Origin of the sequence: Mangrovimonas cancribranchiae, from assembly GCF_037126245.1 — a bacterium.
Classification (GTDB): domain Bacteria; phylum Bacteroidota; class Bacteroidia; order Flavobacteriales; family Flavobacteriaceae; genus Mangrovimonas; species Mangrovimonas cancribranchiae.
The window spans coordinates 589141-602987 of record NZ_CP136925.1 but is presented as its reverse complement, the minus strand read 5'-3'; the positions used below and the strand labels follow the sequence as shown (position 1 = coordinate 602987).

Below are 13847 nucleotides of genomic sequence, written 5' to 3'. Positions count from 1 at the left end.
AACTAATGTAATGTTTTATAAATTAGTTTGTAACATTATGTGATTAAGTTCGTCATATTTTTAACTAAACAATCGAAAAATATTTTGGAATCAATTCTTACAATTAACAATCTTACCAAAAAATTTGGTTACCTCACTGCTGTAAAAAACTTGTCATTTACTATTAATAAAGGCAATGTTTATGGTGTTTTAGGCCCTAACGGAAGTGGTAAATCTACAACTTTAGGAGTTGTTTTAAATGTGGTAAATAAAACTTCTGGCGATTTCCATTGGTTTGATGGCAATATTTCTACTCACGATGCTCTAAAAAAAGTTGGCGCTATTATAGAACGCCCAAACTTTTACCCCTACATGACAGCGTACGATAATTTAAAGCTTGTTTGTAAAATTAAAGGCGTTGATTTTAGTAAAATTCAAGAGAAATTAGAACTTGTTGGCCTTTGGGATAGAAAAGATAATAAGTTTCGCACCTATTCTTTAGGAATGAAACAACGTTTAGCAATCGCCTCGGCATTACTTAACGATCCTGAAATTTTAATTTTAGATGAGCCTACTAATGGATTAGATCCACAAGGCATTCATCAAATTCGATCGTTAATTAAACAAATTGCCGCCAATGGCACAACTATTTTATTAGCATCGCATTTATTAGACGAAGTAGAAAAAGTTTGCTCTCATGTTGTTGTATTACGAAAAGGTGAAAAACTATATTCTGGTCGTGTAGACGAAATGATAAGCAGTCATGGGTATTTAGAATTGAAAGCTGAAAACCAAGAACAGCTTTTAAAGTTCCTAAACGACAAAAACATATTTGGAAAAATAACTATTGAAGACGACTTAATAACCGCTTTTCTAGATGAACCTATGGACGCTAAATCTGTAAACCAGTTAATGTTTGATAATAATATTGTGCTTACACATTTAGTAAAACGCAAGGAAAGCCTTGAAAAACAATTTTTACAACTAACCGACAACCAATAATCAATCAAAAAAAATATATGTTACGTCTTATAAATCTTGAACTACAAAAACTTTGGCTTAACAGAACAAGTAAGGTTTTAATATTTATATCGTTTATTTTACCTTTTACGGTTTTAATACTATCATCAATAAAAATCAACTTTTTTGGTTTTTTTACTTTGGAATTAGGAGAACTAGGTATTTTTAACTTTCCCATTATATGGCACATTACCACATTCTTTGCTTCTTATTTTAAGCTTTTCTTTGCTATTGTTGTGGTAAGCATGATTGGTAACGAGTATAGTAACAAAACACTTAAACAAAACCTTATAGATGGTTTAAGTAAGAAAGAGTTTATTTTGTCTAAATTTTACACCATTGTATTTTTTTCTTTAATAGCTACCATACTAATAGGAGTCGCTACTTTTTTTATTGGACTTTATTATTCTAGCTATACTGAAATATCAATAATTTTTAGAGAAACAAGTTTTTTACTAGCTTACTTTGTCAAATTAGTTGGCTTCTTTAGTTTATGTTTGTTTTTGGGTATGTTACTTAAAAGATCTGCTTTTGCACTAGCTTTTCTATTCATTTTATACATTTTTGAATGGTTAGTGTTCTGGGGCGCATACGAAATATTTGGCACTACAGATACTGCATGGAAAATTAAAAACTTTTTACCGTTAGAATCTATGTATAAACTTATAGACCAACCTATGCAACGTGTAATTATGACAAAATATCCCGATAAAATTGATTTAACCTACGATTATAGTGTTTATTGGTATGAAGTGTTAATAGTCCTTGTTTGGATAGGTGTGTTTACCTTTTTATCGTATAGATTATTAAAAAAGCGAGATTTGTGATATCTTTGATAGCTTTAAATTTTTGCTATCAAAATGAAAAACTACATATTATACTTTTCCTTAATTTTATTTACATTTTCTGGTTTTGCTCAAGACGAGGCCGCTAACTGGTATTTTGGGGAGAACGCTGGAATTCACTTTAATGATGATGGTTCTGTCAACTCTTTAAATGATGGACAACTAAACACTCGTGAAGGCTGCTCTTCAATATCTGATGAAGATGGTAACTTATTATTTTACACCGATGGCGTTTTAGTTTATAATAGCAACCATAACATTATGCAAAATGGCACTGACTTAAGTGGAGATTCTTCAAGTACACAGTCTGCTATTGTAGTTCCCAAACCAAATGATCCTGATATTTACTACATCTTTACTGTTGGGTCTAACCAAACATTGACGGGTTTTAATTACTCTACTGTAGATATAACTGCTAACAACGGGCTTGGAAGTGTTATTGATAAGAATATAAACTTGTTAAATTATTGTGCAGAAAAAATAACTGCTGTATTAAAAGACTGTAACACAGGAGACATATGGGTTGTTGTCTTATCTACATCTAATGGAAATGCATCTGGAGGAGCTTTAAACACTTTCTATGCTTTTGAAGTTAATAGTACCGGTGTAAATACAAATGCTACAACGTCTACATTTAATCAAATAACAACATCAGATTTGAGAGGATACTTAAAAATATCTCCTGACGGCACAAAACTTGCATCTGCTAGCGTTCAGAACGGACTGTATTTATTTGATTTCGAACAAACTAGCGGACAAGTATCTAACTCTCAAAACCTTTATGTTAATGGTCAAAATAATAAACCGTATGGCTTAGAGTTTTCACCAGACAACTCTAAACTATATGTTACTGCCAGCAATGATTTTAATGGCTCTGGAGAAACTAATCCAAGTAATCACCATTCCGTTTTAGTTCAATTTGATGTAACAGCTACTGATATCCAAAACTCACAGGTTTTAATCGACCAACAAGATTTATACCGCAGCGCTCTTCAATTAGGGCCAGATGGAAAAATATATCGTTCAATGAGTGAAACTTATAATTCTGGCTCTCCATTTTTAAGCGTTATAAACAATCCTAATGAAAATGGAATAGCATGTAATTATCAAAATAACGCAATCAGCCTCGGACAAAACGATTCAACTCAAGGACTACCACCATTCATAGTATCTTTCTTTAGTGAAAAAGTTGATATTATAAATAACGGCAATAGCTCAAATAGCCTAAGTCTTTGTGAAGGAGACTCCTATACCTTATCTACAGACCCTATACCTGGTGCAACTTACACCTGGTTTATGGATGGTGTTCAGCTAAACGAAACCGACAACGATTTGGTCGTCTCACAAACAGCCGAGTATACTCTTCAAATTGAATTTGTTGGTGCTGGAGAATGTGATTTTATTGAAGGTGAAGCCTATATTGAGTTTAATGAAAACCCCAACATTAATAATGCAACACTTGTTCAATGCGATGATAACAATGATGGTTTCACTACTTTCAACCTTAATCAAGCACAAGATGTATTATTTACTAATATTCCTGAAAATATAGAATTAGAATTCTATGAAAATCAACAAGATTTACAAAATAACTCTCCAATTGCGTCAGAAATATATAACAATGCTTCTAGTCAACAGGTTATCTTTGTAAAAGCCATTGATAGTGAGTCTGGATGCTTTTCAACGGCACAATTAACCTTAGATGTTGTCCCTTCATCACAAATTAATGATATTGAAATTGATGAATGCGACGAGTTAGACTCTGAAGACGGTATTAATACTTTTATACTTGAAGATATTACAACAGAAATTCAAACAGCTAATAATATTACACTTCCTATAACCTATTATGCTTCTGCAAATGACGCATTATTAGAAACTAACCCATTAAGTTCACCTTATGACAATACAACACCATATTCGCAAACTATTTTTGCTAGAGCAGAAAACAACAATGCTTGTTATGGTATAAGTGAAGTACAACTTAACATTGAGCCTTTACCAAACTTGGAAAATGATGAAACCGTTTTATATTGTCTAAACACTTACCCACAAACCATAACATTAAACTCCGGCGTTATTGGAAATAGTAACACCTATACATATTCTTGGTCTAATGGCGAACAATCCGAAAGTATTCAAGTGAATGAGCCTGGAACTTACACGGTAACAGTAATTAATAGCATGCAATGCTCAAAAACAAGAACAATTACCGTTGAAGCTTCTAATATTGCCACAATCGATAATATTAATGTGGTAGATATTTCGGAAAACAACTCTATTACTGTTATTACTTCTGGCGAAGGTATATATGAATATGCCTTACTAAACGAAGACGGTACTGTATATGCCAATTACCAAACAAGTAACACCTTTATTAATATTGAAGCTGGTATTTATTCTGTAAGTATTAAAGACACCAAAAACGATTGTGGCATCGTTTCTGAAAATGTCGCTGTTATTGGATATCCTAAATTTTTCACCCCAAATGGCGATGGCTATAACGATAAATGGAATATTAAAGGCATCTCTAACATCTTTCAACCTAATACAAAAATTAAAATTTTTGATCGTTACGGAAAACTACTTAAACAAATAAACCCGCTTGGAGAAGGTTGGGACGGATTCTTTAATGGCGAGATTATGCCTACTGATGATTATTGGTTTTTGGTAGAATTACAAGACGGAAGAACATTTAGAGGCCATTTTACTTTAAAAAGATAATCTTTTAACATGTTTAAACATTTAAGAAAAGGAATATTTGTCATATTCTTTGTCACCTTCACTGTTCAATCCCAACAACCAACAGACTGTGTCGACGCTGTAGTTGTTTGTGGTAATTCTGAAGTCAACCTCAATGTTAACGGGATAGGAACCCAAGAAGTTAGCGGCTTAAACAGCTGCTCTAGTGGCGAAAACAACAGCCTATGGTTAAAAGTAACTGTTGTAACCGATGGTACTTTAGCTTTTACATTAACACCGCAGAGCACAGCTATAACAGAAGATTATGATTTCTTTATTTTTGGACCAACACAGGATTGTAGCAATTTAGGTTTTGCCATAAGGTGTTCAACTACAAATCCACAAGCTGCAGGACAAGGTAATAACCTTACGGGGCTTAGCACTAATGAAACAGAGTCATCCGAAGGTCCTGGGCCAGACGGGAATAGTTTTGTTAGTGCCATTAATGCTCTAGCAGGGGAGACATATTTTATAGTAATAGATAGACCCGTAGGTAATAGTCCGTTTTCTTTAGAGTGGACAGGAACAGCAGAATTTTCTAGCCCTCCAAATAATGAATTAGGAAATCCACAAGCTCTTAATTTAGAAAAATGCGATACGGTAGCCCCCTATAATGATGGCATTACTACATTTGATATTGAAGCAAACACCAATAATATAATTGGTACTCAAACAAATGTACAAGTAACCTATCATGAAACCGAAAGTGATGCCAATATAGCAATAAATGCTATAACGTCACCTTACAATAACATTTCAACCCTACAAGAAATTTATGCTAGATTAACTAATACTGTTACTGGTTGTTTTGAAATTATTCCATTTAATTTAACAGTAAATAGCGGTCCCAATTTTGTAACACCATCAGATTTTGAAGTTTGCGACAACTATACTGATGGCAATGCTTTTAATGGACAAACAACCTTTAACTTAACCGATAAAAATGAAGAAATTTTAGAAGGGCAAGACGCCTCGAGTATTAACATTTCTTATCATGAAACCCTAACTCAAGCAGAAAACAACACAAATGCACTAAACAATCAATTCTACAATACAACACCTAACGAGCAAACTATTTTTGTAAGAATTGAGGATGCTGCAAATCAAGTTTGTTTTAGCACATCGCCATTAACTTTAAGAGTATTAGAAGTCCCTTTATCAAATAATTTTTCCTTATTCCAGTGCGATGAAGATGGTGTTTCCGATGGAATAACAACTTTTAACCTATTACAAGCTGTTAATGATATCTCCAATGGTAACAACAATGTCTCTACCACATTTTTTGAAACCTTTTCTGATGCCGAAAACGACATAAATGCTATCACATCTCCCGAAAACTATTCCTCTAGCGCTCAAACCATATTTGCTCAAGTAAAAGATAACAACTCTCTATGCTATAGTATTTCAGAAGTTATTTTAGAAGTTAGCACAACACAAATTCAAGACTATACAGCACCTTTAGTTTGTGATGAATTAAACTCGGAAGACGGTTTAAACACTTTCGACCTTTCAAATTACACACAAGACATTCAAGACATTAATGGTATCAACTTCCCTATCATTTACTATGAAACTTATGAAGATGCCCTTCTTGAACAGAATCCTTTACCTTCTATTTTCAATAATACAATACCATATTCGCAAACTATTTTTGCTAGAGCAGAAAACAACAATGCTTGTTATGGTATAAGTGAAGTACAACTTAACATTGAGCCTTTACCAAACTTGGAAAATGATGAAACCGTTTTATATTGTCTAAACACTTACCCACAAACCATAACATTAAACTCCGGCGTTATTGGAAATAGTAACACCTATACATATTCTTGGTCTAATGGCGAACAATCCGAAAGTATTCAAGTGAATGAGCCTGGAACTTACACGGTAACAGTAATTAATAGCATGCAATGCTCAAAAACAAGAACAATTACCGTTGAAGCTTCTAATATTGCCACAATCGATAATATTAATGTGGTAGATATTTCGGAAAACAACTCTATTACTGTTATTACTTCTGGCGAAGGTATATATGAATATGCCTTACTAAACGAAGACGGTACTGTATATGCCAACTATCAAACCAGTAACACATTTATTAATATTGAAGCTGGTATTTATACTGTAAGTATTAGAGATACTAAAAACGATTGTGGCATCGTTTCTGAAAATGTCGCTGTTATTGGATATCCTAAATTTTTCACCCCAAATGGCGATGGCTATAACGATAAATGGAATATTAAAGGCATCTCTAACATCTTTCAACCTAATACAAAAATTAAAATTTTTGATCGTTACGGAAAACTACTTAAACAAATAAACCCGCTTGGAGAAGGTTGGAACGGATTCTTTAATGGCGAGATTATGCCTACTGATGATTATTGGTTTTTGGTAGAATTACAAGACGGAAGAACATTTAGAGGCCATTTTACACTTAAACGATAAAGGATTTAGTATTTTTAACACAGTAACGTGTTAATTATGCATTGTATAAAGACGTCCTTTGTTTTAGTATGCTTACTTTTTTGCATGCCTATTTTGGGGCAAGATATAACATTATTTAACCAATTTAATGGACAATACGATTACTTAGCCATAGGCAATACTTTAAATGAAGTAGAAAACAATTTGGTGTCTGGCTATTGCGAAACCCTTTCTGCATCATCTGCAGAATTAAACTTACCTGAAAACGCAACCATTATTTCTGCTTATCTATATTGGGCAGGTTCAGGAAACGGAGATACTGAAATCACTTTAAATAATACAGATTTTATTGCCGACAATACTTATACAGTTGATTATTTTGACCAAAATTATGGTACGCTTACTTATTTTTCATGCTATAAAGAAATCACCGATTTTATAATTAATAATGGCGAAATCACATACGAATTATCAAACCTAGATATTACACAAACAATCACCCAAAATCCTGGATATTGTAATAATAGCACTAATTTTTCTGGTTGGTGTATTTATGTTATATATGAAGATGCAGCTTTACCCTTAAATCAAATTAATTTATTTCAAGGGTTAGAAATCATTAATAGAAATCAACAAGAAAAAACGATTACACTAGAGAATATTAATGTACTAGACAATGAAGGGGCTAAAATAGGTTTTTTAACATGGGAAGGCGATGCCAACCTAAACTACGGTGAATCTCTTTTTATTAATAACAATTTATTATCCAATCCGCCTCTTAATCCAGCCGACAATGCCTTTAACGGCACAAACTCTTTCACAAATTCCAATGAGCTATACAACTGCGATATAGATTATTATAACATACAAAATTATATAGCTATTGGAGACGAAACAGTTGATATAAAATTAACCACTGGTGCTATTAATGAGTTTGGTACATTTTCTGCCGATTTAATCATAATTAACAACATAATTACCGTATTAAATAGTCAACTTCCAGATGCTACAGTAAACATAAATAATTATGAATTAGAATGCGGCAATAGAAATATCTCTGTAGATTTTACAGTTTTTAATAACAATAGTACCGATATTCTACCTGAAAACACCCCTATTGCAGTCTATGCCAATAATACATTTATACATGCTACACAAACTAACACTGTTATTGACATTGGTGAATCTGAAACACAAACCATAAACTTTAATGTACCAGAAGAATTAAGTGACTCTATTAATATCCAAATTGTTGTCGATGATATAGGAAATGGCACTGGCATAATTACAGAACTTAATGAAGCAAACAACTCTTACGAAATTAATTTAGAATTACTTACAATTACTAATACACCTATCGACAATCTGGAGGCTTGCGACGAAGGTTTTAACCAGGCCTTTTTCGATTTAACATCACAACTATCCCTTGTAGAAACAAATGGCTTAGATTATAGTTTTTATACAACCCTGGAAGATTTACAAAATGACACCTTAGAAATTATCAATCCGTCAAACTTTCAAAATACCACATCGCCACAAACCATTTATTTAAAAGTTAATACAGAAAATTGCTATAAAATATTTAACTTTAGTCTAAATATAAAAAACTGCCCTCCTACCATACCAGAAATATTTACTCCCAACAACGATGGTTATAACGATTGGTTTAATATACAGGGATTATATAATATTTTTGAAAACCACAAACTTCTAATCTATAACCGTTACGGTACATTAATTTTTGAAGGAAACAATGATATTAAATGGGATGGAAAAGCCAACAAAGGCATAAATAATAGAGGAAAACTCTTACCAACTGGCACCTATTTTTATGTCCTTTATTTGAACGATAGAAACTTTGACAACATTGTTGGTTGGGTTTATTTAAACAGATAACAAAAACTAAAAACGCATTTAACCGGTATTTTTTGCGTTTCATCTGTTATTTAACTACATTTCGTGCGCATTAGCCCTAAAAAAGAAAAAATTGAAGTCTAACAAGAAAAATAAACGCCATTTAAAAAAAGTTTACAAGTTATCGGTTATAGCTTTGTTACTTTTTCAAGTCTTAGGACATGCGCAACAAATTTCTGTTGATGACACCTATACACCACAACAGCTTATAGAAAATAACTTAATTCTAGGCTGCGTAGAAGTATTAAACATTCAATCTACAATTAATGGCCAGGTTAATCAAATATCTAGTTATGGATATTTTGAGCAATCAAGCTCTAATTTTCCTTTCGAAAATGGTATTTTATTATCTACAGGCTCTGCCTTTTCTGCAGGAAATACTACCAATGCTAATGTGCTTAATGAAGGTGAAGCAAATTGGGGTACCGACAACGATTTAGAAACCGCTTTAGGCATTTCAAACACATTAAATGCTACATCTATCGAGTTTGATTTTATTTCGGTAACCAATCAAATTCAGTTTAATTATATATTAGCATCAGAAGAATATTTTGCCGATTATCCTTGTGAGTATTCAGATGGATTTGCCTTTTTAATTAGAGAAGCTGGAACAAACAATCCGTACACTAACATTGCTGTTATTCCAGGCACAAATACACCTGTTAACACAAGCACAATCCACGAAGAAATTGTAGGCTTGTGCCCAGCAGAAAATGAAGAATATTTTGAAGGATATAATGTTGGCGACACTAATTTTAATGGCAGAACAACTGTTTTAACAGCTTCAGCTAGTATTCAACCTAATGTTCAATATCATATAAAATTGGTGATTGCAGACCAAAATGACGAAAACTACGACTCTGCCGTATTTATTGAAGGAAACAGCTTTAACTCAACTGTCGATCTTGGCCCAGACATTAACACTTGCGCCAACCAAGTAACCTTAAATGCCGACATTGAAAACCCTTTAGCAAGCTATACTTGGCTTTTAAATGAACAACCCATTGCTAACGAAAACGCTCCACAACTTACTACAGCAACATCTGGAAATTACACTGTACAAATATCTATCCCTATAAATAACACAACTTGCGAAATTGAAGATAGTATTGACGTTACCTTAGGAACAGAACAAACTGCTGGCCCTATAACAGATTATGAAATATGCGACACTAATGGTGATAATAGTGAAACATTTGACTTAAACACTAAAGACAACGAAGTATTATCTACAGTACCAAATGCCAACTATAATATAACATATCATTATTCTCTAGATAATGCTCAAAATAACGAAAACCCAATTGTTAACCCTATTCAAAATTTAGCAAACCCACAAATTATTTATGTAAGAATTATAGATGTAGATACTGGTTGTTTAGCTTTTACTAACTTTAGTCTTGTGGTTAACGAACTTCCTACTATTACAACTCCAACCCCAATAGAAATTTGTGATGATAACGTTTCAGATGGAGTAACTCAAATAGATTTAACACAATACGATAACAACGTAACAAATAATAATCCAGAATTAGTTGTCACATACCATTACACACAATCTGATGCTAATACAGGAAATAACCCTATACCAATGCCTTATGTTAATGCAAACCCTCAAGAAGAGGTTTTTGTAAGAGTCATAAATGAAAATACAGGCTGTGCCACAACCACAATACTAGACATTACAGTACTAGAAACACCAAATATTAATGTAAACCCAGAAAATATTAATGTTTGCGAACAAGATGAAGATGGCTTTGAGGTTTTCGACCTATCTACAGTAATAGATGATGTTTTACAAGGATTAACTAGTGTAACAACAACATTACACACTAGTTTTGATGATGCTAGTACTGGAAACAATCCTATTCAAGATATAGAAAACTTTCAAAATACAACACCAGACCAACAAATTTTATATGTAAGAGTAGTCGATGATACTACAGGCTGTGTTTCAATTGCTAGTTTCACCATTTACACTAATATTTTAGAGCAAGAAAGTAATATAAGAGATTTTCAAATATGTGACGATAGTTCTAATGATGGTATAGCCAATTTTAATCTAGAAAATATAGGAAACTCTATTTTAAACAATTTAGAAAACGCTACAATTACGTTTTATGAAACCGAATCTGATCAAGAAAATGGCACAAACCCAATAGACCAAACCATTCCTTATCAGGTTTCTAATTCGGCACAACTTTTTGTAACTATTAGCAATACCGATTGCGATTATAACACCAGCATAAACTTAATTGTTAATCCTGCTGTCTTTATACAATCTTTGGAACCTCAAGATTACTGCGACACAGATGATAATGGGTTTACATCTATCGATTTAAATGCATTCAACAACTATGTATCTACTGGCATACCTAACCCAAGTGTTACTTATTTTCTTAATCAAACAGATGCCGAAAATAATATAAACTTCTTACCGCCATTTTACACAAATACAAGTAATCCACAAACATTTTACGTTCGTGTCACCGATGCCACAACAGGTTGTTATGATATAGCTCCTTTAGAAATTAATGTTTTACTAGCACCAACAGTTTCTCAAGCACAAGATATTTTAATATGTGATAACGATCAGGATGGCGTTTCTACTGTAAATTTAGAAAATAAAATACCCGAAATTATAACCAACACCAATGGCGTAAGCATTGACTTTTTCACTACGGAAGATAATGCCAATAATAACATTAACGTTATTAACACGCCTGATAATTTCTCAACAAGTACAACACAAATTTTTACGCGAGTAACCAACAATACCACGGGATGTTTTGCCATATCTACTTTTATGGTATATATAAACACCCAACCTGTTTTTACAGACATAACCGATTTCACAAATTGTGAAACAGATGGTAACCAAACGGCCGAATTTCTTTTTATTGAAAAAGACACAGAGATACTTAATGGACAAACAGGTAAGCAAGTCTTATACTTTTTAAACGAAAATGACGCCAACAACAGACAAAACATTATAGATAAAACCCAACCTTACCAAAACATTTCTAGTCCGCAAACTATTCACGTAAGAGTAGAAAACCTAACCGATCAAGACTGTTACGGCGTATCTTCTTTTATTATAGAAGTTGGTTCCATTCCTATCTACAACGCCCCAACAGATTTATCACTTTGCGATGACATTACAAACAATGGTCAAGAGGAATTTAATCTAGCAGAGGTTATAAGCACCATGTCAGAAAACAGCCCCGAAAACCTAAGCATTACATTTCACACATCTTACGATGACGCTGATAATGGCTCAAACGCTATTGACTTAAATTATACTAATACTGAAAACCCACAGCAAATTTTTGCTCGTGTTGAAAACGGAACTTACTGTCATGGCATTGCAGAATTTGGCTTAAACGTTATTCAAGTTCCTATAGTTAATTCGCCATCCGAAATGACCGTTTGCGATACTAATTATGATGGTACAGCAACATTTGATCTAACCATAGCAGAAACCGAAGTTTTAGGGATAAGACAAGATAATGTCGAACTTACTTTTCATGAATCCATTACAGATGTAGAAAATAACATCCAAATTTCAACCCCAGCATCTTACAATAATACTGAGAGTCCACAAACAGTATATATTAAAGCTACCAACACGATTTCTAACTGCTATGTTTATGTCCCATTAGTGCTAAATGTTAATTTACCACCTACGATAAATACTGGTAATTTTGAAATTTGTAATAATGATACTAACAGCTACAACCTTAACAACACACTATCGCAACTATTAGATACCCAAGAAAATATTGATGTTAGCTTTTACGCCTCCCAACAAGACGCCCAAAACAACACCAATGCTATAAGCCCAGATTACACATACACAAGCAACAACACAACTTTATATATAGCTGCCACAAATAGTAGTACAGGTTGTCGTGCTATACAATCGTTCAATTTAACGATAAACCCAACACCTATTGCCAATCAACCGCAAAACCTAACATCTTGCGATGATAATTTTGATGGCATGTACACCTTCGATTTTTCACAACAAACGAGTACCATTCTAGGAAATCAAAATGCGAACGATTTTAATGTATTATATTTTGAAACTGAAAATGATGCCCTAGAAAACACCAACCCAATAACCACCTTAAATTACAGTGCTTCTAACGGGCAAACTATTTATGTAAGAGTAGAAAATATTTACACCAATTGTTTTTCTACAACATCATTTAACACCATTGTGTACAGAAAACCCGAAATTAATATTGGTAACCAAACCATTTGTTTAGACAATTTACCGTTAATTGTCTCTGCAGAAACCGGTTTTAATACAGACACCTATTCGTGGTCTACCAATGAAACGGTATCAGAAATTGAAATCACGCAAATTGGCAGCTATTCAGTAACAGTAACTACAGAAAACGGTTGCGAAACCACCTCAACATTTTCAGTTATAGAATCTGAACAAGCCACAATAGAGTTTACGGAAACCATAGACTTTTCAGATCCAAACAACATCACCGTAACCGTTAGCGGTATTGGAAATTATCAATATAGCATCGATAATGGCCCACCGCAAGACTCCAACGTATTTTATAATGTAACTTGGGGACCACACATTATAGAAGTTAAAGATTTAAACGGCTGCGCTTCGGCAACAAAAGAAATTGTCGTAATCGATGCTCCATTATTCTTCACACCAAATAACGATGGCTACAACGATTATTGGCACATTGCTGGTGTTGAACAATTAGAAGGTACTGTTATTTACATTTTTGATAGATTTGGTAAACTACTAAAAACACTAAGTCATAGCTCTCAAGGTTGGGATGGTACTTATAGAGGCGAAAATATGCCAACAAACGACTATTGGTTTTTAGCCGAGGTAAAAAAAGGAGATATCGCTTTTGAAGTAAAAAGACATTTTACCTTAAAACGATAACA

Annotated in this window: 6 protein-coding genes; all 6 read left to right on the top strand. The window is 33.2% G+C overall.

Annotated elements, in window-relative coordinates:
• Positions 1 to 84: 84 nt before the first annotated feature.
• Positions 85 to 981, top strand: a complete 897-nt coding sequence (locus R3L15_RS02700; RefSeq protein ID WP_338733073.1) for an ABC transporter ATP-binding protein — start codon at positions 85 to 87, stop codon at positions 979 to 981.
• A gap of 17 nt (positions 982 to 998) precedes the next feature.
• A complete protein-coding gene (locus R3L15_RS02695; protein WP_338733072.1) occupies positions 999 to 1826 on the top strand; it encodes an ABC transporter permease subunit in 828 nt (275 codons plus the stop codon).
• 33 nt (positions 1827 to 1859) lie between these two features.
• The gene (locus R3L15_RS02690) at positions 1860 to 4568 is read left to right on the top strand and encodes a T9SS type B sorting domain-containing protein (protein ID WP_338733070.1); all 2709 of its coding nucleotides are present in this window, start codon (positions 1860 to 1862) and stop codon (positions 4566 to 4568) included.
• Positions 4569 to 4577: 9 nt separating this feature from the next.
• Positions 4578 to 7028, top strand: coding sequence for a T9SS type B sorting domain-containing protein (locus tag R3L15_RS02685; protein ID WP_338733069.1), 2451 nt, complete (start codon positions 4578 to 4580; stop codon positions 7026 to 7028).
• An 84-nt stretch (positions 7029 to 7112) separates the two neighbouring features.
• Entirely contained in the window at positions 7113 to 8903 is a 1791-nt protein-coding gene (locus R3L15_RS02680) for a gliding motility-associated C-terminal domain-containing protein (RefSeq protein ID WP_338733068.1), read from the top strand.
• Positions 8904 to 8994: 91 nt separating this feature from the next.
• Positions 8995 to 13845 carry a choice-of-anchor L domain-containing protein gene (locus R3L15_RS02675; RefSeq protein WP_338733067.1) on the top strand — a complete coding sequence of 1617 codons (4851 nt, stop codon included), beginning with the start codon at positions 8995 to 8997 and terminating at the stop codon, positions 13843 to 13845.
• Positions 13846 to 13847 lie beyond the last annotated feature (2 nt).